Genomic DNA, 21,932 nt, shown 5'->3' with positions numbered 1-21,932 from the left:
GGAGCACCGCTGAGAGGGTGGACGGGCCCACCCGGGACCCTTCGACGGCGAGGTCGAGCATGAGCACGTACAAGGTCGCGTACTTCGTCGGCAGCCTGTCGTCGACGTCGGTCAACCGGACGCTCAGCAGGGCGCTGGTCCGGCTGGCCCCCGACGACCTGGAGCTCACCGAGATCCCGATCGGCACCCTGCGCCTCTACACCCCCGACCTCGACGACGACTACCCGCCCGAGGCGCGCGCCCTGAAGGACACGCTCGCCGCGTCGGACGCGGTCCTGTTCGTCACGCCCGAGTACAACCGGTCGATCCCGGGTGCGTTGAAGAACGCGATCGACTGGGCGTCGCGCCCGCACGGCCAGAACTCGTTCGACCACATGCCCGCGGCCGTCATCGGCGCGTCCCCCGGCATGATCGGCACCGCGCTGGCGCAGCAGAGCCTGCGGGGCGTCCTCAGCTACTGCAACGCCCGCCAGATGACGTCGCCCGAGGCGTACATCCAGTTCGACCCCGACGTCTACACGGACTCCGGCGAGGTGACGGACGAGGACACCGCGACCTTCCTGCGGGAGTTCATGCAGGAGTTCCGCGACCACGTCCAGCGGGTGCTGGCGGTGCTCCCGCGGGACTGAGCCGCACGCGGCCGGCGCCCCCGGTCAGGTCGGCACCGCGTCACGCCGGCACCGCGTCACGCCGCGGGGTCCGGCACCGTCAGCCCCGCCAGCAGCAGGCGCACCATCGCGCGGGCGTCGTAGGCGGGGTCGGCGCCGCCGGACGCGCACAGGTTGCCGATGCCGCGCAGCAGACCGGCCGCGGGCACGTCGCCGCGCACCTGGCCGGCCGCCCGCGCGGCGTCTAGCAGCGCGTCGCACGCGGGGACGAGCCGCTCGAGGAAGAACGCGTGCATGGCCTCGAACCCCGGCCGGTCGTCGCGCATCGCGGCGGCCAGCCCGTGCTTCGTGACGAGGAAGTCGACGAAGAGGTCGGCCCAGGCGAGCAGCGCCGCGTACGGCGTCGGGCGCTCCCGTAGCAGCGCCGGGGCGGCCTGCGCGCACGCCTCGACCTGGTGGCGGTAGACGGCGACGACGAGGTCGGCGCGGGTCGGGAAGTGCCGGTAGACCGTGCCCATGCCGACGCCCGCCGCCTCGGCGATCGCGCGCACCGGTGCGTCGACGCCGGAGGCCACGAAGACCGCCGCGGCGGCGTCGAGCAGGGCCCGCTCGTTGCGGCGGGCGTCGACGCGCCGGGGGCGGGGCGCGCTCGACGGCTCGGTCGGGACAGGGCGGGACGAGGTCACGCGGGCGCCTCCCTTGCGGAATCGGAGCAGCGTTCCGTATGTTGGCGGAGCGACGCTCCGCTTCGTCAGCCTCGCACCCCGCCCGCCACGGCACCAGCGCGCGGCGGGGACAGCGCCCGCCCGCGGTGCACTGCACCCCGGCCCACCCCACCAGGAGAGCCCCATGCGCTACCGCACTCTCGGACGCACCGGCGTCCAGGTCAGCACCCTGGCGCTCGGCGCCATGAACTTCGGCGCCGTCGGCCGCACCGGTCAGGCCGACGTCGACGTCATCGTCCGGACGGCGCTCGATGCCGGCGTCAACGTCATCGACACCGCCGACCACTACAGCCGCGGGCAGTCCGAGGAGATGGTCGGACGCGCGATCGCCGGTCGTCGTGACGACGTCGTCCTGGCCACCAAGGCCATGCTCCCGATGACCGAGGAGCCCAACCACCGCGGGGCCTCGCGCCGCTGGCTCACCCGTGCGCTCGACGACAGCCTGCGACGGCTCGGCGTGGACCACGTCGACCTCTACCAGGTGCACCGGTGGGACCCCGAGACGTCGGACGACGAGACGCTCTCCGCCCTGACCGACCTGCAGCGCGCGGGCAAGATCCGCTACTTCGGGTCGTCGACCTTCCCCGCCTACCGCGTCGTGCAGGCGCAGTGGGCGGCCCGCGAGCACGGGCTCTCGCGGTACGTCACCGAGCAGCCCAGCTACTCCGTGCTGCAGCGCGGCGCCGAGGCCCACGTCCTGCCCGTCGCCCAGGAGTACGGGCTCGGTGTGCTGGTGTGGAGCCCGCTCGCGTCCGGGTGGCTGTCCGGCGCCGTGCGGGCGGGCCGTCCGGTCACGACGAACCGCACCGGCTTCATGCCCGAGCGGTTCGACCTCGAGCTGCCGGTCAACCGCGCGCGTCTGGACGCCGTCGAGCGGCTGGCGGCCGTCGCGGACGAGGCGGGGCTCACGCTGGTCCAGCTCGCCCTCGGGTTCGTCACCGCGCACCCCGGCGTCACGAGCGCACTGATCGGACCGCGCACGCTGGAGCACCTGCACTCCCAGCTCGCCGCGGCCGGGACGGTGCTGACCGAGGACGTCCTGGACGCCGTCGACGCGATCGTCCCGCCCGGTGTGGACCTGGCGCCCGGCGAGAAGATGGACGACCCGCCGTCGCTGCTGGACGCACGGCTGCGACGCCGGTAGGCAGTCGGCCCTCACTCCCCCGTGCGGAACCCGTTGGCCTTGTGCGTGCCGTCGCACCAGGGCGGGGTGCCGGTCCCGCCGCAGCGGCACAGCGCGACGGTGCGACGGGACGGCACGACCGTCCGGCCGTCCGCGTCGACGATCTCGATCGGGCCGCGGACCAGCAGCGGGCCGTCCGGGCAGGGGGTGATCCGCACCGGCCGGCGGGACTCGTCGGCGCTCACGCCGCCGCCCGGGCCGCGGCGACGGCCTCGCGCCGCAGCCGGCGGGTGGACTGCGCCGCCGTGCGGATCCGGGTGCCCCCGTAGGGGACGCCGCCGGTGAACCGGTAGCCGAGCGCGACCCACGACAGGACGGCCCGCTCGGCGAGCCACAGCGGCGCCCACGCGGCCGACGTCGCCGGGTAGAAGCGCGTCCCGCGGTCACGCCGGCGCCCGGCCTCGGCCACACCCGCCGTGAGGACCACGGCGGCGGCCACCGCCCGCACCGGCCCGTACCGGCGCGCGGACGCGGCCAGCAGCGGCAGCACCGCCAGCTCGGCCACCAGGCGCACGGGCTGGGCGTGGCTGTCGTACGCCTGGCGCAGCCGCTGGTCGACGAACCGGCCGGGCGCCGGCGGGATCCGCCGGACCACGAGGTCCCGCGCGACCCGGGTGCGGCCGCCGCGCGCCTGGACGGTGCGCACCAGCTCGAGGTTCTCGAACAGCACGTGGTCCGCGTAGCCGTGCGGCGGCAGCGCGTCGCGCCGCACCACCAGCGTGCCGGGCCAGTCCCCGCCGACCGCCCGGTTCACCAGCGCACGCCCGGTGTCCCACCGCGCGTGCCACGGCAGCGGGTGGAACGCGTTCTGCGGACGGACCAGGTCCACGTCGTCGAGCATCCGCAGCGCGCGGGCCATCTCGGCGGGCTCCCAGCGGACGTCGTCGTCGGCGACGACGACGTACGGCGCGTCGGAGACCTCCAGCCCTCGTCGCACCCCCTGGGCCTTGCCGTTGCGCCCCGGCACCGGGTGCGGCGCCTCGACGTGGACGACGTCCCGCGGCAGCGCGTGGGCGTTGCGCTCGCGCACGTGCGGCGGCGAGCCGTCGACGAGCACGACGGGAACCTCCCGCACCAGGCCCACCAGGTAGGACAGCGCCTCGACGTCCAGCGGCGTCTCGCTGCGCAGCGGCAGCACGTACACCGCGTCGCGGTGCCGCACGCTCATCGCAGCGGCTCCCGCAGCGACGTCTCACCGGCCTCCCAGCGGTCCAGCACGTGCTGCGCCCACCACCCGTCGAGCGCCAGGCACGCGGCGGCGCCCCACATCACGTCGGCCGCGAGCGCCGGGTCCTGCTCGACGAGCCGGCCCGCGAGGTCCCGGCCGGCGATCTGTTCGTGCACCGCGTCGGCCTCGACGTGCTCGTCGAAGTACTCGGTGACGTCGGGCCCCAGGCCGAGGCGGCGCATGCCGTTGCCGTACAGGCGGTTGGGGACGGACGACGTCATCTCGAACGCGGCCAGGTGCCCGACGATCGCGCCGCGCAGACGGCGGTGCAGGCCGAACATCGACATCGCGTTGGGGTGCGCGAGGGTGATCGCCGGGACGTGGTCGACGTAACGCCCGTACGTGTCGTCGAGACCCAGGCCGCGCATCGCGGTGGCGAACAGCGCCGCGTGCTGCCGCTCGGGGTCGCCCGCGCCGTACTCGTCGGACTGGATCTCCATCAGCGCGACCTTGGGCGCACCGCCCAGGCGCGGCACGGACCACGTGTGCGGGTCCGCCTCCTTCAGCTGGTAGACGGACCGGTGGACCAGCAGCTCCTCGAGCTGGGAGCGGTCCGCGCGGCGCGCGATCCAGCGGGACATGCTCGGGCCGCCGTCGGCGGACGTCAGGGCGAACAGGGCGGCGGCGACCTGCTGCGCGGACGAGCCCTCCGGCAGGTCCGGGACGGCGACGCGCTCGCGCAGCTCGGCCTCGACCAGCTGCTCCAGGGCGGCACGGGCGCCCAGCACGTCGGGCTGCCACTCCCAGTCGTCGTCGACGCCGGCGAGCCCGCGGTAGTGCAGCTCGTACATGCACGTCAGGGCGAGCTGCACGTCGTCGTGCTCGAGCCAGGAGCCGGACGGGGCCGCGACGACGTCCGCGACGGACGCGTGCAGGGACCCGGGGTCGGCGGTCCACGTGAGGACGCGGAGCAGCGTGTCGCTCAGCGGGCCGCGGGGGGTGGGGACCGGCATCGGGGACTGCTCCCCGGTCGTGACGGGCGCCGGGGACGGCAGCTGGGTGGTCATCGAGCTCCTCCTGCAGGTAGGCGCCCCGCTCGGCGCCCGCTCATCGTGGCCCGACCCCCCGGACCCCGCCACCGGGGGGCACGTGCCACGGGTCACGCCCACCCGGTCGCGTGCACCGCGCACCCGCCGGCGCGCCGGGGCGTCGCGCCCGGGGCCCGCAGCGGTGCACGTCAGGACGGGCCCGCGCCCTCGCCGTCCGGGGCGTTGCCCTCGTGGTCGTCGGGGATCGGGTCGGGGTCGACGCCGAGGGACGGCAGGTCGGGCTGCTTCCCGTCGAAGCTGTCCGGCAGGCCCTCGCTCATGTGTCGTCCCGCGGGTTGAGGTTGGCCGGCTCCGCGTCGGTGTCGGCGTCCTGGTCGGGGTCGCCCTGCGCGGCAGCCCCGGTGCGGGGGTTGAGGTTGGCGGGTTCGGCGTCGGGGTCCTGGTTCGGGTCGTAGCCCGTGGTCTCTTCGCTCATGCTCTCCACGTTCGCACCGGCACGCGCGGCTCGCACCCGGACGCCCGCGCCGACGGCGCACGGGCATGCGTGAAGGGTTGGTGCCGGGATCCGGCACCAACCCTTCACGCACCGGCCGGACGGGCCGGACGGGTGCGTCAGATCGCGGCGCCCGCGGCGTAGCCCGCGTGGATCGCGTCGCCGACCTTCGACGGCTGCACGCAGTCCCCCACGACGTGGGTGGCCGGGCGGCCCGCGAGCGCGTCGGGCAGCGCACGGTCGGGGCGGACGCCGAACGCCAGCAGCGCCGTGTCCGCCGCCAGCTCGACGACGCCGTCCGGCCCGTCGCACACCACCGTGCCGTCGCCGATCGCGGTGACGCGGTGGCCGGTGAGCACGCGCGCCCCGACCTCGGCCAGCCGGCGCAGCAGCGCGACGCGGTTGTGCACGACCATGTCGGCGGCGATCTGCGGGGCGGCCTCGACGATCGTCACGTCGTGCCCGTCGAGCGCGAGCTCGAGCGCGGCGTCGGCCCCGGACAGCCCGCCGCCGCACACGACGACGCGCGGTCCGACGTGCGCGCCGCGGTGGAAGTCGAGCACGTGCACCGCGGACAGGCCGTCGGCGCCGGGGACGGGCGGCGCCCAGGGCGTGGAGCCCGTGGCGACCACGACCGCGTCGGCGTCGGTGAGCTCGGGGGCGTCGGCGGTGACCTCGTGGTCGAGGTGGACGGTCACACCGAGGCGCGCCATCTCGCCCTCCCACCAGTCGACCATGCGGTGCAGCTCGCGCTTGAACTCCGGCGTGGCGGCGGGCTCGAGGACGCCACCGAGCCGCGGCCCGCGCTCGTAGAGGTCGACCTTGTGGCCGCGCTCGGCGGCGACGCGTGCGGCCTCCAGCCCGCCGGGGCCGCCCCCGACGACCGTGACCGCACGGACCACCGGCGTCGGCAGCAGCACCCGCGTCGCCTCCTGCGCGGCCTCCGGGTTGACCGAGCACCCCAGCGCCTTGCCGGCCACGACGTTGCCGATGCACAGCTCGTTGCAGCGGATGCACGGGCGCACCTGCTCGGCCCGTCCCTCGGCGACCTTGCGGACCAGGTCGGGGTCGGCGATGACCATGCGGCCGAACCCGACGAAGTCCGCCGTGCCGGCGGCGAGGGTCTGCTCCGCAAGGTCGGGCGTGAGGTTGCCGTTGACGGCGACGGGGATGCGCAGGACGGGCTTCACGACCTCGGCGTCCGGCAGGTACACGCCGTCGCCCATGTAGTACGACGGGAACGAGTAGTCGATGGCCTCGTAGGAGCCGGCGTCGACGAGCAGCACGTCGAGCCCGGCGTCCTGCAGGATCACGGCGAGCTCGCGCGCCTCGTCGGGGGTGCGGCCTCCGGGGAACCCCTGGCGGACGCTGATGCGCATGGACACCGGGAAGTCGGCGCCGCCCTCCTCGCGCACGATCCGGATCATCTCCGTGGCGAAGGTCGCGCGGCCCCGCACGTCCCCGCCGAACCGGTCGGTGCGGGTGTTCCACACGGACGACAGGAACTGGTCGGTGAGGTACCCGGTGTGCCCGTGCAGGTCGATGGCGTCGAAGCCGCACTCCAGGGCGCGGCGGGTCGCGGCGCGGAACCGGTCGAGGATGTCCTCGACCTGCTCGGTGCTCAGCGCGCGGCAGCGGACGCTCGGGTCCATGAGCGTGGGGCAGTCGGACGCCGAGAACGGGGGCAGGCCGCCGGGGCCGCCCGGCATGATCCGCCCGAGGCCCGGGGTGAGGTTGGCGCTGATGAGGCCGCCGGCGCGGTGGACCTCGGCGACGGCGTCGCGCAGCGGGGCGACGTGCCGGTCGTGGGTGAGGCTGATGGTCGAGCCGGTGGGCAGGTCGTAGACGTCCTGCGTCTGGATCGACTCGGTGATGAGCAGGCCGACGCCGCCGCGCGCCCGGGCGACGAGGTACGCCACGCCCGCGGCGGAGATCGTGCCGTCGGCGTTCGCCGTGTGGGTGCCCATGGGCGGCATGAAGGTGCGGTTGGGCAGCTCGAGGGAGCCCCAGCGGGCGGGCTCGAGCATGCGGGGGTGGCGCGTCACAAGGGCTCCGATCAGGGAAGGGATCGAAACGGACGGCCGCGTCCGTTTCTGTTCCCGAGTATTGCGGCGGCCCGCCCGCGACGCCGGGGATCAACGTCCTAGACTTCGTGGGTGACCTCCGCGCGACGGGACGCCGCGCGCAACCGCGCCGCCGTCATCGCCGCGGCCGAGCGCGTCTTCGCCGCCCAGGGTCTGACCGCCCCGCTCAGCGAGGTCGCCCGCGAGGCGGGGGTGGGCCGCGCGACCGTCTACCGCCACTTCCCCGACCGGTACGCGCTCGCGGCCGGGCTCTACGGGCAGCACCTCGACGACGCCGCGCGGCTCGCCACCGAGCGCGCGGGGCAGCCCGGCGCGTTCGAGGCCGTCGTGCGACGCATCGCCGAGGGCCAGCGCCGCCTCGCGGGCCTGTTCCCCCTGCTGCGCTCGGCGCCCGACGCCGCCGGCCACCTCGACGCCCTGGGCGAACGCATCGGCACCCTGGTGACCCGGCCGCTGGCCGATGCCATCGACCTGGGCGAGATCTCCGCCGACGTCACGGTCGCCGACATCCACCTCGTCCTGATGATGGTCGAAGGTCTGCTCGCGTCCCAGGACGACGACGAGCGCGGCCCCGCGCTGGACCGCGGGCTGACGATCGCGCTCGCGGGGCTGCGGCCCTGACCGTCCCGGCCCGCGTGCGCACGTCAGCCGCTGCCGGGCCTACCGGGCGGCGTCCGCCCCGTGGCGGGTCCGGCGGTGCGTGGAGCCGCCGTGCCACTCGAGCAGCAGCAGGGCGGCGTCGTCCTGGACGTCGGCGCCGACCTTCTCGAGGAACATGCGCGAGATGTCCTGCGCGACGTTGCGGGGGTGCTGGTCCGCCGTGTCGCGCAGTGCGGCGGGCAGGTCGAACGCGGCGGCGCTGCGCTCGAGCATGCCGTCGGTCATCAGCAGGAGCCGGTCTCCCGGGTACATCTCGATCTCCTGAGCCTGGTACTCGTGCGGCCGCATCCCGAGCAGCGGGTTGTTGGCGGGAGCGACGGTCGTGACGTGACCGTCGTGGAGCAGGAGCGCGCCGGGGTGCCCGGCGTTGATGATCCGGACCACGGCGCCCTCGCCGCTGCCCTCCTTGTCGTCCACGGACCGGAGGTCGATCTCGAGGAGCATCCCGGTGACGTAGGCACCGCCGTGGGGGACGCCCTGGTCGATGAGGGCCATGTTGGCGGCGTGCGCCTGCTCGACCAGGTCGGCGCCCTGCCGGCGGGCGTTGCGCAGCGCGTTCACCGTGAGCGTCGCGATGAGAGCGGCGTTCAGGTCGTGCCCGGTGGCATCGGTGAGGGTGGCGATCAGACGGTCGCCGGACGCCACGTAGTCGAAGGTGTCGCCGGCCGCGCTGGCCGAGGGCTCGAGCCAGCCGGCGATCGTGAAGGACCCTCCCTCGCACACGAAGCCCAACGGCAGCAGCCGACGCTGGATCTCACGGGGCAGGGTGAACTCGGCCGAGCGCATGGCCGTCTCGTAGGTGTCGGTGTGCCGCTGGTTCGCGACCAGCACGTAGGCCAGGGCGTGGGCGACGGCCGCGAGCTGCTCGGCGCGGACCGGGTCGAGCTCGCCGTCGGCGGCGTCAGGACGCTCCTCCCCGCCGTCTCCCCCGCCGTCCGCCGTCGCGTCGCTCGGCGGCAGCTGCACCGCCAGGACGCCCAGGGCGTCGCCCCGCACGGTGACGGGTGCGTACGCGCGCCGGCGCGCGGCGTCGTGGATGATGCACTGCCCGCGCCACGCCCGCCCCGGGTCGGTGCCGTCGAGCGAGAAGCGTGTGGCGGGGTCGCCGTGGTCGATGAGGGTGTTCCCCGCCGCGTCGGCGATCAGGAACGTGGCCGACTCGACGCCGAGGCTCCGCCGCAGGGCGTCCGCCGCGGCCGACATCGCGTCGGCCGGGGAGACGTCCTCCGCGGCGGTGAGCAAGGCAGAGATGTCGACTGGTGCGGGCGTCACGCGATGAGGGTGCCACGCCTGCTGGACGACCGCACGAGAAGTGCCCGCGGGGTTGCACCGACAGCGCGAGCGGTGGAAGGGACGCCGCGCGCCCCTTCCACCGCTCGTCAGGACGTGTCAGCGCGTGGCGGCGGCGTCCTGCTGGTAGGTGTCGACGCGGTCGTCACCCTCCACGTCCTTGGCCAGCAGGAAGGCGCCGACGGCCCAGACCGCCGCACCGATCAGGCCGACCCACACGCCGATGTCGGTCGCCAGACCGTCACCGCGCTCGAGGCCGCCCATCGGGTTGATCGCGAAGGCCAGGCACTGGATGGCCGCGGCGATGCCGACGGCCATGGTGACCAGCGTGAGGCCGCGGTGCTGGCCGCGCCGGGCCAGCTTGTTCGCGTAGAGCAGGGCGATGAGCAGCCCGAGGCCCAGGTAGGCGATGAAAGGGACGACGGAGTCGGTCTCGTAGCCCGTCCTCGGGTCGGCGTCGCCGCCCGGGTTCACCCAGTTGAGCAGGGGCGAGATGTTGAACAGCACGATCCCGAGGGCGGCGACGACCAGGCCGGTGGTCGCCGCGCGGCGAGGCTCGTGGGTGGCGTTGCCACCGTTTGTGCGGGGTGCAGCCATGAAAGCCTCCAGTGAGGGAACGGTTGTGCGTGAACCGCAACGGTTGCACCCCGGAGTCGACCACGCGACCTGAACGGCATTTTTCGGGCATTCTGGCCCGATTCCGCAGAAACGGGCTCCCATATCGGCGCGCAGGTGCCCGTGCAACGTCGAAGCGTTTCACCACTGGATGCCGTCGTCCTGCTACGCCACCGTGAGGCCGTTGTGAACGTTCACGGCTGGGTCGGACGCGTGACACGTCGGCGTCGGGACGACGCCCGGGTGACTCGGCGCCCACCCGTGACGCCCGGTGGACACCGACGTCCGCGGGGTAGGTCCGGCCCGTCCGCGGGCCACGTCCACCGAGGAGACCTCCGTGTCACGCACCCGTCCTCGCTCCAGGCTCCGCATGCTCGCCCTCGTCCTGGCCCTGCTCGCCGCGCCCGCCGCCGCCGTCGTCGCGCCCGCCGCGCCCGCCGCCGCCGCGACGCCCACCGTCCAGGAGCCGGCTCCCCTGCCGCCGCTCGGCTGGAACAGCTGGAACACCTTCTACTGCAACATCAACGAGCAGATGATCCGCCAGGCGGCGGACGCGATGGTCAGCTCCGGCATGGCGGCCGCGGGCTACCAGTACGTCGTCGTCGACGACTGCTGGATGCAGGACACCCGCGGTCCCGACGGCAACCTGCGCCCCGACACGTCGCGGTTCCCGTCCGGCATGAAGGCGCTCGGGGACTACATCCACTCCAAGGGCCTGAAGTTCGGGCTGTACCACGCCCCGCGCGAGAAGACGTGCGACCAGTACTTCAACAACCGCCCCGGCACGTCGTCCAACGGCAACGAGACGCGCGACGCGCAGCTGTTCGCGTCGTGGGGCGTCGACTACGTCAAGCACGACTGGTGCGACCCGCGCGGGAACGTGCAGGAGCAGGCGGCCCTGTTCAAGAAGTTCGGCGACGCGCTCAAGGCCACCGGTCGCCCCATCGTCTACTCGATCAACCCCAACAGCGCGCACGACAACACGGCGCCGACGTACTCCGGTTGGGGTGCGTTCGCGGACATGTGGCGCACGTCGGAGGACCTCAAGGACGCCTGGTCGACCGGCTGCCCGCCGTCGGACCAGTGGTGCTTCGTCGGCATCACCGAGGCGCTGGACGTCATCGAGCCGATGCGGGAGTGGACGCGGCCGGGGCAGTACAACGACCCGGACATGCTCATGGTCGGCGTCCGCAACACCCTGACGCCCACCGAGAACCGCGCCCACATGAGCATGTGGGCGATGCTGTCGGCACCGCTCATCGCGGGCAACGACATCCGCAACATGAGCGCCGACGTGCGGGCGGTCCTCACCAACCGTGACGTGCTGGCCATCGACCAGGACCCGCTGGTGCGCCAGGCCGACCGGGTGCGGGACGACGGCGACGCCGAGGTCTGGGCCAAGCCCCTGGCCGACGGGTCGGCGGCGGTCGCGCTGCTCAACCGCGGCAACAGCGCCCGCAGCATCTCCGCGACGCTCGTCGAGGCCGGCCTGCCGGCGGGGACCGCGTCGTACCGCGAGCTGTGGACCGGTGCGTCGGGCCAGACGTCCGACCGGATCACCGCGACCGTCCCCGCGCACGGCGTCGCGCTCTACCGCGTCACGCCGGGCACGACGACCCCGCCGCCGACCGACCCGCCGCCGACGAGCTCGACGTCCATGCTGGTCAGCGCCGCGTCCGGCCGCTGCCTCGACGCGCCGAACGGTGCGACGACGAACGGCACCAAGCCGGTGATCTGGGACTGCCACGGCGGGGCCAACCAGCGCTGGGAGGTCAGCGGGGCCCAGCTGCGCGTGCTGGGCCGCTGCCTGGACGCCCCAACCGGGGCGGCCGCCGGCACGGCCGTGCAGCTCTACGACTGCCACGGGGGCACCAACCAGCAGTGGACGCTCGAGTCCAACGGCACCGTCCGCAACGTCGCGACGGGCCTGTGCCTGGACGTCGACCGCAACCTCACCGCCAACGGCACCGGGGTCCTGCTCTGGCACTGCTCCGGGTCCGCCAACCAGGTCTGGAGCCGACGATGAGCCGGCGGTGGCGGGTCGCCGCGCTGGCGGCGGCGGCCCTGCTCGCACCCGTCGCCCTCGCCGTCCCGGCGCAGGCGGACAACCCGATCGTCCAGACGATCTACACGGCCGACCCGGCCCCGCTCGTGCACGACGGCCGGCTGTACGTCTACACGACCCACGACGAGGACGGCTCGACCTGGTTCACCATGAAGGACTGGCGGGTGTACTCGACGACCGACATGGCGAACTGGACCGACCACGGCTCCCCCATGAGCCTGGCGACGTTCTCGTGGGCGCAGTCCGACGCCTGGGCCGGTCAGGTCGTCGAACGGGACGGGCGGTTCTACTTCTACGTCCCGGTCGTCAAGCGCGGCGGCGGCAACGCCATCGGCGTCGGGGTGTCCGACAGCCCCACCGGGCCGTTCCGCGACGCGATCGGCCGACCCCTGGTCGACAACGCCGAGATCGACCCGAGCGTGATGATCGACGACGACGGGCAGGCGTACCTCTACTACGGCAACCCGAACCTCTGGGTCGTGCGGCTCAACCGCGACATGGTGTCGCTCGCCGGCAGCCCCGCCCGGATCCCGCTCACCACCGTGGGCTTCGGCACCCGCCCCGGCAACGTCGCGCAGCGGCCCACCCTCTACGAGGAGGGCCCGTGGGTCTACAAGCGCAACGGCACCTACTACAACGTGTTCGCCGCCGAGTGCTGCAGCGAGTTCATCGGCTACTCCACGTCCCCCACGCCGACCGGCCCGTGGACCTACCGGGGGACGGTGATGGCCCGGCAGGGCGGCAGCTTCACCAACCACCCGGGCGTCGTCGACTACCGGGGCAGGTCGTACTTCTTCTACCACAACGGTGCACTGCCCGGCGGGGGCGGGTTCACCCGCTCGGTCGCCGTCGAGCAGTTCTCCTACGGCGCCGACGGGTCCATCCCCCAGCTCAGCATGACGACCGCGGGGCCACCGCAGATCGAGCCGCTCGACCCGTACGTCATCCAGCAGGCCGAGACGATGGCGTGGGCCAGCGGCCTGGAGACGGAACCGGCCACCGAGGGCGCCATGAACGTCGGGTGGATCGAGAACGGCGACTGGCTGCGGGTGAAGGGCGTCGCGTTCGGCACGGGCGCGGCCACGTTCACCGCGCGGGTCGCGTCGGCGGGCAGCGGCGGGCGGATCGAGGTGCGCCTCGACAGCGCGTCCGGCCCGGTGGTCGGCACGTGCACGGTGCCCGTCACCGGCGGCTGGCAGACGTGGGCGACCGTCAGCTGCCCCGTCAGCGGCGCGACCGGCACCCGGGACCTGGTCCTGCGGTTCACCGGCGGCAGCGGCAGCCTGTTCAACGTCACCAGCTGGCAGTTCACGCGCGGCGGAGACACCACGCCCCCACCCACGCCCACGGACGTCCGGATCACCAACCGCGCCAGCGGCAAGGTCATGGACGTCCAGGCCCCCAACCGCGACGACCTCGCGGTGGTCGGGCAGTGGACGAGCAACGGCCAGCCCTGGCAGCGCTGGCAGATGGTCGACGCGGGCGGCGGCTACGTCACCGTGCGCAGCGTCCACAGCGGCAAGTGCCTCGACGTCAGCGGTGCGTCAGGTGCCGACGGCGCCCGGCTCATCCAGTACACCTGCCACGGCGGCACCAACCAGCAGTTCTCGTGGCGCTCGGGCGACGGCTACGAGCAGCTGGTGACCCGCAGCGGGAAGTGCGTGGGCGTGGTCGACGGCTCGACGGCCGACGGCGCCGCGCTCGAGCAGCGCACGTGCACGTCGGCGGGCACGTTCCAGTGGAGCCGCGCGGCCTGACGCCACGGCAGCGCGACGTCGGCGGCTCCCGGACGGTCCCGGGACCGCCGACGTCGCGCTGGAGCGATGTCGGCGCGCGGTCGTACGGTGGCACCGAGCGGCACGACGCAGGGAGGCGGTCACCGTGGTCGGACAGGACGAGCCCGCGATCCCCGGTGTGGTCCCCGCCGACCGGCTGCGCATGGCGGGCAGCCGGACCCTGCGGTTCGAGGGTGCGCAGCACGGCTCCGGCGTCAGCTTCTTCCTCGTCACGAACGCCCCCGGGCAGGGGCCGGTCCTGCACCGCCACCCGTACTCCGAGACGTGGTCCGTCCTCGACGGTGAGGCGACGATCCGGATCGGGGAGCACGACGTCGTCGCGCGCACCGGCGACACCGCCGTCGTGCCGCCCGACACGTGGCACCGCTTCACCAACACCGGCGACGGCGACCTGCGGATGATCTGCATCCACGCGTCGCCGGTGATGATCCAGGAGAACGCTGCCGAGGATCCGCCGCGCTGACGGGACCGCTGTGTCCGGTGCCCTCCGACCTCTCAGCGGTCCGTGCGGTCGTCCTCGAGCTCCAGCGCCTCGGCGGGGCTCGTCGACAGCTGGATGCGGTCCCACGGTGTGAGCGCCGACAGCGACCGCCGCAGGGTCGTCACGACGGCCGAGACGACGAGCGTGACGGCGTCCGACCCGCCGCGCTCGCCGTAGCGGTGCAGCGCGGAGACGAGCGTGGCGGTCGCGCGGTCGGCCGACCGGCGGCGCCCGGGCTCCACGTCGTGGGTCGCGGCCTCCGCCGTCGTGGCGGCCAGCTCGCGCAAGGCGTCTGCGGTGGGTGTGCGCAGCTCCTCGGGGAGGTGCGCCACGCTCAGGCCCCAGGGCTGGTCCTCGACCGTCGCCTGGAGGTCGTCGACGAGCAGCGCGGCACGCTGCAGGGCACGGAAGTACTCGGTCCGCCGCGCGACGTCGTCGGACCGGCGCCGCGCCCTGCGGTTCCCGCGTGCCGCCTGCCGCAGCTCGTCGACCTCCGTCCGCGCGCGGTTGAGCGGCCCGCTCAGCTCGTCGCGGTCCGGGAGCTCGACGTCGTCGTCGGCACGCGGGTCGATGGCCGCGGCGAGCGAGCGCAGGTGCTCGACGCACGCCTCGCGCAGGGCGTCCAGCGCGCGGTCGGTCCGCTCCAGCGGCAGCGCCGGGCGCACGGTGCTGACGACCACCGTGCACGCGGCCCCCAGCAGGAACAGCCCGGCGTACGCCGCGGTGTAGCCGATCTCCTCCCCCTGCCCGACGAGCAGCACGAACATCCCGGCGACCGGCACGTACGAGCGCGCGTCACCGAACCACGGCACGCCGGCGAGCAGCATCCCGAGCCCCACGACCAGCGCGATCGCGGCGACACCGGGGCCGAGCACCACGTCGGCCAGCACCCCGACGGCCCCGCCCAGCAGGATGGCGGCGACCGTCCGCACGGTCTCCGCCACGGACCGGACGACCGCCGAGTACGTCGTCGCGACCGCTCCGAAGGGCGCGTAGAACGCGTAGTCCTGCGCGCCCGGGACCTGCCGCGCCAGCACCCACGCGACGGTCGCCGCCACCGCCGCCTTCAGCGCCAGCTCCACGCGCGGGTGGCGCAGGAGCCGACGTGCGGTCCCACGGTCTGTGCGCATCCGTCCAGTCGAACCCGGGGTGCGGGCACCGGCAAGGTGGCCGGGAGCAGGGTGTGCGTCCCGGTACGGCCGGATGACGACCGGCCGGGGGTGGCACGACGGCGTGAAGGGTTGTTGCCGAATTCGGCAACAACCCTTCACGACCTACCGCCGGCGGTGCCGCGTCAGCCGACGTCGACCGGGCGCCCCTGCTCCGCCGTCCACTCGGAGAGCGAGCCGTCGTAGACCGCGACGTCGACGCCGGCCGCGACGTAGGCCGCGAACGCGGGGACGGTCGCCGCGATCCCGCCGCCGCAGTACGTGACGGCGCCCTGGGCGTCGAGCAGGCCGCCGTCCTGCAGGAGGCCGCGCAACTCGGCGGGCGGCAGGAAGCGGCCGGTCGCCGGGTCCAGGAACGTGAACAGCGGCAGGTTGATGCTGCCGGGGATGCGGCCGCGGCGCGGGTACGGGCTGACCTCCTGCTCGCCGCGGAACGTCGCGGGGTCGAGCGCGTTGACCAGCAACCCGGCTGCCGACCCGGTGGAGATCTGCTCGACCTGCGGCAAGGTCGCCAGCAGCTCGGGCCGGACGCGCGGGGTCAGCCGGCCCGGGGTGGCACGGGCGGCCGCGTCGTCCTCGGCCCCGCTCGCGAGGGGCAGCCCGGCCGCCCGCCAGGCGCCGAGCCCACCGTCGAGCACCGACACGTGGTCGTGGCCCAGCCAGCGCAGCAGCCACCACACGCGCGTCGCCCACGCGGAGCCGACGTTGTCGTACACGACGACGTGGGTGTCGTCACCGATGCCGAGCGCACCGAGGGCGGCGGCCAGCGCGTCCGGGGCGGGGAGGGTGAAGAGCTGCGGAGCGCCGGTGTCCGAGAGCTCGTTCGTCACGTCGACGAACGCGGCGCCGGGCACGTGCGCATCGAGGTACGCGGCGCGCAGCGGCTGCGCCGTGTACGGCTCGCCCTCACCGTGCGTGGCCAGCGCCGTCGAGGCGTCGAGCACGACGAGGGGCACGGTGCCCGCCGCCGTGGTGGCGTGCAGCTCCTCGGGGCTGACGAGGGCGGGAAGGGCAGAGGTCATGAGGCTCTCCTCGCTGGGGCCGGTGTCCACCGACGCTACGCGGCCCGTGGCACTCCGAGCCGATCAACGATGCCCCGGGCTGCCCACACCACCGTGCGAGCGTCCCGCGCGCCGGGCCGTCAGTGGGCGACGGCATGCGCCGACAACCAGTCGGCGACGGCGTCGAGCGTCAGGTGGTCGTCACCTCCAACGGCGCGGATGAACCCGTCGCCGTCGTGCGGGTCGACGACGAGGGAGTACCCGTTGACCTCGTAGAACGACGCCACCAGGAGCCACGAGAGCCGCTTGTTGCCGTCGTGGAGCGGATGCTACCGGTTGATCGCGTCGAGCAGGGCCGCTGCCTTCGCGTGGATCCCGACGTACGCCTCGACGCCCCGGACGACCTGCGAGGGGCGCGCGAGAGCCGACGCGAGCGAGCCGGCGTCACCGATGTGGAGGCCGGACCGGTCGCAGATCAGCTTCGCCGTGTCGAGGGTCGGGTACCAGACACTCACCGGGACAGCAGGTCGAGCAGGGTGGCGTCGCGCTCGGCGACCTTGGAGACCGCGTCGGCGTAGGCGTCCTCGACGACGGTCTGCTCGGCCAGCCGGCGGATCGCGAGGATCGCCGTGTCGTTCATGGACCGGTTCTCGCGCTCCGCGAGACGCCGCAGCAGCGCGCTGTCCTCGTCGCTCATGCGCAACGACATCGTCGAGATGCCGACCTCCCTGGTATCACTGTGCCACCGGCGTACGCCCGGCCCGGGTCGGCGCGACGGGACGAGCAACTCCATCAGGTGATCGCGCTGCACTTCGACAGCCTGCCGCCGCGGAGTCACCGACGTACCGCTGACGCCCCCCGAGCCTCCGCCACGGGTGCCGGGGGCCTTTCGCACCACCCGGGCACGCATCTCCTGATCGCTCCGTTCCGGCAGAATGGGTGAAGACTCACCAACAGCGACCTTTCTGGGTTTCGCCGGGACGGGTGAGGCGTCGGTGAATTATCGCGCCATGTCCACGCACCACCTGAATGTGCCAGCCGCCAGGAGCGTGCGATTTATCGCACGATCTGCAAGCATAACCTGATTGAGCCCGCGGGACGAGACCGCTGATTTTGTCCGTGCAAATAGCGACGCTATATTCCCGCGCATGCGCACTACTCACACCCTCGTCGCCCTCAGCTGCGCACTCCTGCTCGCAGGCTGCGGAGGCGGCGACACCGTTACCGATGAGGCGGTCGCGACCGCACCTCCCACGTCCGAGCAAGTGACGGATCGCAGTCCGGCCGCGCAGGAGGAGAAGGCCGACCACGCCGAGATCCTCGAGGCCGGGTTCGGGCAGGACGGCGACTACACGTGGGTGACCTCGCTCGTCTCCAACACCGGGCACGTCGGGGAGTTCGCGACCGTCGTGTTCAACCTCTTCGACGAGACGGACACCCTGATCGCGACGGAGGAGCAGGTCGAGATCTTCACGAGTGCCGAGGGCGTCACCGCCATCGGGACCCAGACAGACACGACCGGCAAGACCGTCGCCCGCGTCGAGGCCACCCTCGAGGTCAGCGACTACGGTTCCTCCGCCGAACCCGCCGAGCCCGTCGCACCCGTCGACGGTCAGCAGACCGCTGAGGGGGACTGGACGTTCACCCTCGTCAACGGCACTGCCGAGGACTGGTCCGACCTGCGGGTGGGGATCATCTGCCGCAGCGCGGAGGGGACGATCGTCGGGGGCGGCGGGGACTTCCCGTCGCTCGTGCCGGCCGGTGGCCAGTACCTCATCGACGGGTGGGTCATGGCTGCGTCGCCCGCCTCGTGCACCGCGTACCCGCAGCTGCCGAGCCCCGAGTCCTGACAGACGACGGGACGAGGTCCCCCGCTGCCCCACCGGCGGCTGATCGCCCTCGTCCCCCGACGCGCCGCGGCCCCCGTGACCAGCAGGTCACGGGGGCCGCGGCGCCGTTCAGCGGGACTCAGAAGTCCCAGTCGTCGTCCTCGGTGTTGACGGCCTTACCGATGACGTACGAGGAGCCCGACCCGGAGAAGAAGTCGTGGTTCTCGTCGGCGTTGGGGCTCAGCGCCGACAGGATCGCCGGGTTGACGTCCGTCTCGTCGCGCGGGAACAGCGCCTCGTAGCCCAGGTTCATCAGGGCCTTGTTGGCGTTGTAGCGCAGGAACTTCTTGACGTCCTCGGTCAGGCCGAGCTCGTCGTAGAGGTCCTGGGTGTACTCCACCTCGTTGTCGTACAGCTCGAAGAGCAGGTTGAACGTGTAGTCCTTGAGCTCCGCACGCTCGGCCGGCGACACCAGCTCGAGGCCCTTCTGGTACTTGTAGCCGATGTAGTACCCGTGCACGGCCTCGTCGCGGATGATGAGGCGGATCAGGTCGGCCGTGTTGGTGAGCTTGGCGCGCGACGCCCAGTACATGGGCGCGTAGAAGCCCGAGTAGAAGAGGAACGACTCGAGCATGGTCGAGGCGACCTTGCGCTTGAGCGGCTCGTCACCCCGGTAGTAGTTGAGGACGATCTCGGCCTTGCGCTGCAGGTTCGGGTTCTCCTCCGACCAGCGGAACGCCTCGTCGATCTCCTTCGTGGAGATCAGCGTGGAGAAGATCGAGGAGTACGACTTGGCGTGCACCGACTCCATGAACGCGATGTTCGTGTAGACGGCCTCCTCGTGCGGGGTCAGCGCGTCGGGGATGAGGCTGACCGCGCCGACCGTGCCCTGGATGGTGTCCAGCAGCGTCAGACCGGTGAAGACGCGGGTCGTCATCGTCTTCTCGGCCTCGGTGAGGGTCGCCCAGGACTGGATGTCGTTGGAGACCGGCACCTTCTCCGGCAGCCAGAAGTTGCCGACGAGGCGGTCCCAGACCTCCGCGTCCTTCTCGTCCTGCAGCCGGTTCCAGTTGATCGCCGACACGCGGTCGACCAGCTTCAGCTTGCCCGTGCTCATCATGTGTTCTTCCTCAGTCTCGTCGAAGGCGTCGTCGCAGGTGGGGCGTCAGAGCATGCAGCTGACGCAGCCCTCGACCTCGGTGCCCTCGAGCGCCATCTGCCGCAGGCGGATGTAGTAGATCGTCTTGATGCCCTTCCTCCACGCGTAGATCTGCGCCTTGTTCAGGTCGCGCGTGGTGGCGGTGTCCTTGAAGAAGAGCGTGAGCGACAGGCCCTGGTCGACGTGCTGCGTCGCCTCGGCGTACGTGTCGATGACCTTCTCGTAGCCGATCTCGTACGCGTCCTGGTAGTACTCCAGGTTGTCGTTCGTCATGAAGGGCGCCGGGTAGTAGACGCGCCCGATCTTGCCCTCCTTGCGGATCTCGATCTTCGACGCGATCGGGTGGATCGAGCTCGTCGAGTGGTTGATGTAGGAGATCGAGCCGGTCGGCGGCACCGCCTGCAGGTTCTGGTTGTACAGGCCGTGCTCGGCGACGAGCGCGGCCAGCAGACGCCAGTCGTCCTGCGTGGGGATGCGCACGCCTGCGGTGTCGAAGAGCTCCTGGACGCGCGCGGTCCGCGGCTTCCACTCCTTCTCGATGTACTTGGTGAAGTACTCACCGGTCGCGTACGTCGACTTCTCGAAGCCGTAGAACGACGCCTTGCGCTCCTGCGCGAGCAGGTTCGACGCGCGGATCGCGTGGTACGCCACGGTGTAGAAGTAGATGTTCGTGAAGTCCAGGCCCTCGTCGGAGCCGTAGAAGATCCGCTCGCGCGCCAGGTACCCGTGCAGGTTCATCTGCCCCAGGCCGATGGCGTGCCCGCCGGCGTTCGCCTTCTTGATCGACGGCACCGACTCGATGCTCGTCTGGTCCGAGACGGCCGTCAGGGCGCGGATCGCGGTCTCGACGGTCCTGCCCAGGTCCGGGGAGTCCATCGACAGCGCGATGTTCATCGAGCCCAGGTTGCAGGAGATGTCACGGCCGACCTCGGCGTACGACAGGTCCTCGTTGTACGTCGACGGCGTCGAGACCTGCAGGATCTCCGAGCACAGGTTCGAGTGCGTGATCTTGCCCTCGATCGGGTTGGCCCGGTTCACCGTGTCCTCGAACATGACGTACGGGTACCCGGACTCGAACTGGATCTCGGCGAGGGTCTGGAAGAACTCGCGCGCGTTGATCTTGGTCTTGCGGATCCGCCCGTCGTCGACCATCTCGTAGTACTTCTCCGAGACGTTCACGTCGGCGAACGGCACACCGTAGACGCGCTCGACGTCGTACGGGGAGAACAGGTACATCGGCTCGTTCTTCTTCGCCAGCTCGAACGTGATGTCCGGGATGACGACGCCGAGCGAGAGCGTCTTGATGCGGATCTTCTCGTCCGCGTTCTCGCGCTTGGTGTCGAGGAAGCGGTAGATGTCCGGGTGGTGCGCGTGCAGGTACACCGCGCCGGCGCCCTGGCGCGCACCGAGCTGGTTGGCGTACGAGAACGAGTCCTCGAGCAGCTTCATCACGGGGATGACGCCGGAGCTCTGGTTCTCGATGTGCTTGATCGGCGCGCCGTGCTCACGGATGTTCGACAGCAGCAGGGCCACGCCGCCGCCGCGCTTCGACAGCTGCAGGGCGGAGTTGATGCCGCGCGCGATGGACTCCATGTTGTCCTCGATGCGCAGCAGGAAGCAGGAGACGGGCTCGCCGCGCTGCGCCTTGCCGAGGTTGAGGAAGGTCGGCGTCGCCGGCTGGAACCGGCCGGACACGATCTCGTCGACCAGGTTCATGGCGAACTGCTGGTCGCCCTCGGCCAGCGCGAGCGCGACCATGCAGACGCGGTCCTCGAAGCGCTCGAGGTACCGCTTGCCGTCGAACGTCTTGAGCGTGTACGAGGTGTAGTACTTGAACGCACCGAGGAACGTCTGGAAGCGGAACTTCTTCGAGTACGCGTGCTGGAAGAGCGACTTGACGAACGCGCGGTCGTACTGCGCGAGCACGGCCGGGTCGTAGTACTTGTTCTCGACCAGGTAGTCGAGCTTCTCGTCCAGGTCGTGGAAGAAGACCGTGTTCTGGTTGACGTGCTGCAGGAAGAACTCGCGCGCGGCCTGCCGGTCGGCGTCGAACTGGATCTTCCCGTCCGCGTCGTACAGGTTGAGCATCGCGTTGAGGGCGTGGTAGTCCAGCCCCGTCAGCTCTACGCGGGTATCTGCGACTGTCGCTGCCAAAATCTTCCCAATCCTTCGCGGACGCGTGTGACGTCCTCGGTTGTTCCCATGAGCTCGAAGGCGTACAGGTACGGCACGTGGCACTTGGCCGCCACGATGTCGCCGGCGATGCAGTACGCCTCACCGAAGTTCGTGTTGCCGGCCGCGATGACGCCGCGGATCAGCGCACGGTTGTCCTCGTCGTTGAGGAACTTGACGACCTGCCGCGGGACCGCGCCGCCCTCGTTGCCGCCCCCGTAGGTCGGCACGACGAGGACGTACGGCTCCGTGACGCGCAGGAACCCGTCGGTCGGGCGCAGCGGGATCCGCTGCGCCGGGATGCCGAGCTTCTGCACGAAGCGGTGCGTGTTGTCCGACGCGGACGAGAAGTACACGAGCTCGGTCACCGCTCGCCTCCCTCTCC

Annotated in this window: 24 protein-coding genes; 7 read left to right on the top strand and 17 right to left on the bottom strand. The window is 72.3% G+C overall.

Going from position 1 to position 21,932, the window contains the following annotated elements; translation table 11 throughout:
• Positions 1-59: 59 nt before the first annotated feature.
• Positions 60-629 carry an NADPH-dependent FMN reductase gene (locus tag KG103_RS02425; protein ID WP_207341922.1) on the top strand — a complete coding sequence of 190 codons (570 nt, stop codon included), beginning with the start codon at positions 60-62 and terminating at the stop codon, positions 627-629.
• A 56-nt stretch (positions 630-685) separates the two neighbouring features.
• On the opposite strand, the gene KG103_RS02420 is transcribed toward KG103_RS02425, so the two are convergent.
• Positions 686-1,294 (bottom strand): TetR/AcrR family transcriptional regulator, encoded by a 609-nt coding sequence (locus KG103_RS02420; RefSeq protein WP_249670708.1) that lies wholly within the window; start codon positions 1,292-1,294, stop codon positions 686-688.
• 163 nt (positions 1,295-1,457) lie between these two features.
• On the opposite strand from KG103_RS02420, the gene KG103_RS02415 reads away from it, so the two are divergent.
• Positions 1,458-2,477, top strand: a complete 1,020-nt coding sequence (locus KG103_RS02415) for an aldo/keto reductase (protein WP_207341920.1) — start codon at positions 1,458-1,460, stop codon at positions 2,475-2,477.
• An 11-nt stretch (positions 2,478-2,488) separates the two neighbouring features.
• Here KG103_RS02415 and KG103_RS02410 read toward each other — a convergent pair whose 3' ends face one another.
• From KG103_RS02410 to KG103_RS02385, 6 genes are all read right to left on the bottom strand, one after another.
• Positions 2,489-2,701: a CDGSH iron-sulfur domain-containing protein gene (locus KG103_RS02410; protein WP_207341919.1), complete on the bottom strand. Its 213-nt coding sequence runs from the start codon at positions 2,699-2,701 to the stop codon at positions 2,489-2,491.
• Positions 2,698-3,684 (bottom strand): glycosyltransferase, encoded by a 987-nt coding sequence (locus tag KG103_RS02405; RefSeq protein ID WP_207341918.1) that lies wholly within the window; start codon positions 3,682-3,684, stop codon positions 2,698-2,700. Before KG103_RS02405 ends, KG103_RS02410 begins: the two co-directional genes overlap by 4 nt.
• A complete protein-coding gene (locus tag KG103_RS02400; RefSeq protein ID WP_243656523.1) occupies positions 3,681-4,751 on the bottom strand; it encodes an iron-containing redox enzyme family protein in 1,071 nt (356 codons plus the stop codon). Before KG103_RS02400 ends, KG103_RS02405 begins: the two co-directional genes overlap by 4 nt.
• Positions 4,752-4,921: 170 nt before the next feature.
• Positions 4,922-5,053, bottom strand: a complete 132-nt coding sequence (locus KG103_RS02395) for a chromosome partitioning protein (protein ID WP_207341917.1) — start codon at positions 5,051-5,053, stop codon at positions 4,922-4,924.
• Complete coding sequence (locus KG103_RS02390; RefSeq protein ID WP_207341916.1) at positions 5,050-5,208, bottom strand: hypothetical protein; 159 nt, start codon at positions 5,206-5,208, stop codon at positions 5,050-5,052. The genes KG103_RS02395 and KG103_RS02390 overlap by 4 nt, the downstream gene beginning before the upstream one ends.
• A 137-nt stretch (positions 5,209-5,345) precedes the next feature.
• On the bottom strand, positions 5,346-7,271 hold the full coding sequence (locus tag KG103_RS02385; protein ID WP_207341915.1) for an oxidoreductase: 1,926 nt from the start codon (positions 7,269-7,271) through the stop codon (positions 5,346-5,348).
• 111 nt (positions 7,272-7,382) lie between these two features.
• Here KG103_RS02385 and KG103_RS02380 point away from each other — a divergent pair, with 111 nt between their 5' ends.
• Positions 7,383-7,931 (top strand): TetR/AcrR family transcriptional regulator, encoded by a 549-nt coding sequence (locus KG103_RS02380; RefSeq protein ID WP_207341914.1) that lies wholly within the window; start codon positions 7,383-7,385, stop codon positions 7,929-7,931.
• Positions 7,932-7,970: 39 nt separating this feature from the next.
• On the opposite strand, the gene KG103_RS02375 is transcribed toward KG103_RS02380, so the two are convergent.
• Both KG103_RS02375 and KG103_RS02370 read right to left on the bottom strand, forming a co-directional pair.
• On the bottom strand, positions 7,971-9,242 hold the full coding sequence (locus tag KG103_RS02375) for a PP2C family protein-serine/threonine phosphatase (protein WP_207341913.1): 1,272 nt from the start codon (positions 9,240-9,242) through the stop codon (positions 7,971-7,973).
• A gap of 117 nt (positions 9,243-9,359) precedes the next feature.
• Positions 9,360-9,857: a hypothetical protein gene (locus KG103_RS02370; protein ID WP_207341912.1), complete on the bottom strand. Its 498-nt coding sequence runs from the start codon at positions 9,855-9,857 to the stop codon at positions 9,360-9,362.
• A gap of 388 nt (positions 9,858-10,245) precedes the next feature.
• On the opposite strand from KG103_RS02370, the gene KG103_RS02365 reads away from it, so the two are divergent.
• The 3 genes from KG103_RS02365 (at position 10,246) to KG103_RS02355 (ending at position 14,199) form a co-directional block, all read left to right on the top strand.
• The gene (locus KG103_RS02365; RefSeq protein WP_207801486.1) at positions 10,246-11,901 is read left to right on the top strand and encodes a glycoside hydrolase family 27 protein; all 1,656 of its coding nucleotides are present in this window, start codon (positions 10,246-10,248) and stop codon (positions 11,899-11,901) included.
• A complete protein-coding gene (locus KG103_RS02360) occupies positions 11,898-13,697 on the top strand; it encodes a family 43 glycosylhydrolase (RefSeq protein WP_207341910.1) in 1,800 nt (599 codons plus the stop codon). Before KG103_RS02365 ends, KG103_RS02360 begins: the two co-directional genes overlap by 4 nt.
• A gap of 124 nt (positions 13,698-13,821) precedes the next feature.
• Positions 13,822-14,199 carry a cupin domain-containing protein gene (locus KG103_RS02355; RefSeq protein ID WP_249670707.1) on the top strand — a complete coding sequence of 126 codons (378 nt, stop codon included), beginning with the start codon at positions 13,822-13,824 and terminating at the stop codon, positions 14,197-14,199.
• 32 nt (positions 14,200-14,231) lie between these two features.
• Here KG103_RS02355 and KG103_RS02350 read toward each other — a convergent pair whose 3' ends face one another.
• The 5 genes from KG103_RS02350 to KG103_RS02330 all read right to left on the bottom strand — a co-directional run bounded on the left by KG103_RS02350 (position 14,232) and on the right by KG103_RS02330 (position 17,084).
• The gene (locus KG103_RS02350) at positions 14,232-15,347 is read right to left on the bottom strand and encodes an FUSC family protein (RefSeq protein WP_207341909.1); all 1,116 of its coding nucleotides are present in this window, start codon (positions 15,345-15,347) and stop codon (positions 14,232-14,234) included.
• Between the two features lie 164 nt (positions 15,348-15,511).
• A complete protein-coding gene (locus KG103_RS02345; RefSeq protein WP_207341908.1) occupies positions 15,512-16,408 on the bottom strand; it encodes a sulfurtransferase in 897 nt (298 codons plus the stop codon).
• Between the two features lie 119 nt (positions 16,409-16,527).
• Positions 16,528-16,674: a hypothetical protein gene (locus KG103_RS02340; protein ID WP_207341907.1), complete on the bottom strand. Its 147-nt coding sequence runs from the start codon at positions 16,672-16,674 to the stop codon at positions 16,528-16,530.
• Between the two features lie 42 nt (positions 16,675-16,716).
• On the bottom strand, positions 16,717-16,902 hold the full coding sequence (locus tag KG103_RS02335; protein ID WP_207341906.1) for a hypothetical protein: 186 nt from the start codon (positions 16,900-16,902) through the stop codon (positions 16,717-16,719).
• Positions 16,899-17,084 carry a hypothetical protein gene (locus tag KG103_RS02330; protein WP_207341905.1) on the bottom strand — a complete coding sequence of 62 codons (186 nt, stop codon included), beginning with the start codon at positions 17,082-17,084 and terminating at the stop codon, positions 16,899-16,901. Before KG103_RS02330 ends, KG103_RS02335 begins: the two co-directional genes overlap by 4 nt.
• Positions 17,085-17,652: 568 nt before the next feature.
• Between KG103_RS02330 and KG103_RS02325 the strand changes: the two genes are divergently transcribed.
• Complete coding sequence (locus KG103_RS02325) at positions 17,653-18,237, top strand: hypothetical protein (protein ID WP_207341904.1); 585 nt, start codon at positions 17,653-17,655, stop codon at positions 18,235-18,237.
• A 118-nt stretch (positions 18,238-18,355) separates the two neighbouring features.
• Here the strand turns inward: KG103_RS02325 and nrdF are convergent, their stop codons facing one another.
• Genes nrdF through nrdI form a run of 3 tightly spaced genes read right to left on the bottom strand, consistent with a single transcriptional unit; the run spans position 18,356 to position 21,915 of the window.
• Positions 18,356-19,336, bottom strand: a complete 981-nt coding sequence (nrdF, locus tag KG103_RS02320; RefSeq protein ID WP_207341903.1) for a class 1b ribonucleoside-diphosphate reductase subunit beta — start codon at positions 19,334-19,336, stop codon at positions 18,356-18,358.
• 45 nt (positions 19,337-19,381) lie between these two features.
• A complete protein-coding gene (nrdE, locus tag KG103_RS02315) occupies positions 19,382-21,529 on the bottom strand; it encodes a class 1b ribonucleoside-diphosphate reductase subunit alpha (RefSeq protein WP_207341902.1) in 2,148 nt (715 codons plus the stop codon).
• Entirely contained in the window at positions 21,499-21,915 is a 417-nt protein-coding gene (gene nrdI / locus KG103_RS02310; RefSeq protein WP_207341901.1) for a class Ib ribonucleoside-diphosphate reductase assembly flavoprotein NrdI, read from the bottom strand. The genes nrdE and nrdI overlap by 31 nt, the downstream gene beginning before the upstream one ends.
• Between the last annotated feature and the right edge of the window lie 17 nt (positions 21,916-21,932).

This window comes from Cellulomonas wangleii (genome assembly GCF_018388445.1).
Classification (GTDB): domain Bacteria; phylum Actinomycetota; class Actinomycetes; order Actinomycetales; family Cellulomonadaceae; genus Cellulomonas; species Cellulomonas wangleii.
The sequence above is the reverse complement of the archived record's forward strand: the minus strand, read 5'-3'. Positions and strand labels throughout refer to the sequence as shown.

Bases quoted from the DNA above. Each gene is read 5' to 3' on its own strand.
- KG103_RS02425 (WP_207341922.1), top strand. From the start codon at position 60: ATGAGCACGTACAAGGTCGCGTACTTCGTCGGCAGCCTGTCGTCGACG.
- KG103_RS02415 (WP_207341920.1), top strand. From the start codon at position 1,458: ATGCGCTACCGCACTCTCGGACGCACCGGCGTCCAGGTCAGCACCCTG.
- KG103_RS02405 (WP_207341918.1), bottom strand. From the start codon at position 3,684: ATGAGCGTGCGGCACCGCGACGCGGTGTACGTGCTGCCGCTGCGCAGC.
- KG103_RS02400 (WP_243656523.1), bottom strand. From the start codon at position 4,751: ATGACCACCCAGCTGCCGTCCCCGGCGCCCGTCACGACCGGGGAGCAG.
- KG103_RS02395 (WP_207341917.1), bottom strand. From the start codon at position 5,053: ATGAGCGAGGGCCTGCCGGACAGCTTCGACGGGAAGCAGCCCGACCTG.
- KG103_RS02390 (WP_207341916.1), bottom strand. From the start codon at position 5,208: ATGAGCGAAGAGACCACGGGCTACGACCCGAACCAGGACCCCGACGCC.
- KG103_RS02370 (WP_207341912.1), bottom strand. From the start codon at position 9,857: ATGGCTGCACCCCGCACAAACGGTGGCAACGCCACCCACGAGCCTCGC.
- KG103_RS02365 (WP_207801486.1), top strand. From the start codon at position 10,246: ATGCTCGCCCTCGTCCTGGCCCTGCTCGCCGCGCCCGCCGCCGCCGTC.
- KG103_RS02360 (WP_207341910.1), top strand. From the start codon at position 11,898: ATGAGCCGGCGGTGGCGGGTCGCCGCGCTGGCGGCGGCGGCCCTGCTC.
- KG103_RS02350 (WP_207341909.1), bottom strand. From the start codon at position 15,347: ATGCGCACAGACCGTGGGACCGCACGTCGGCTCCTGCGCCACCCGCGC.
- KG103_RS02345 (WP_207341908.1), bottom strand. From the start codon at position 16,408: ATGACCTCTGCCCTTCCCGCCCTCGTCAGCCCCGAGGAGCTGCACGCC.
- KG103_RS02330 (WP_207341905.1), bottom strand. From the start codon at position 17,084: ATGAGCGACGAGGACAGCGCGCTGCTGCGGCGTCTCGCGGAGCGCGAG.
- nrdF (WP_207341903.1), bottom strand. From the start codon at position 19,336: ATGATGAGCACGGGCAAGCTGAAGCTGGTCGACCGCGTGTCGGCGATC.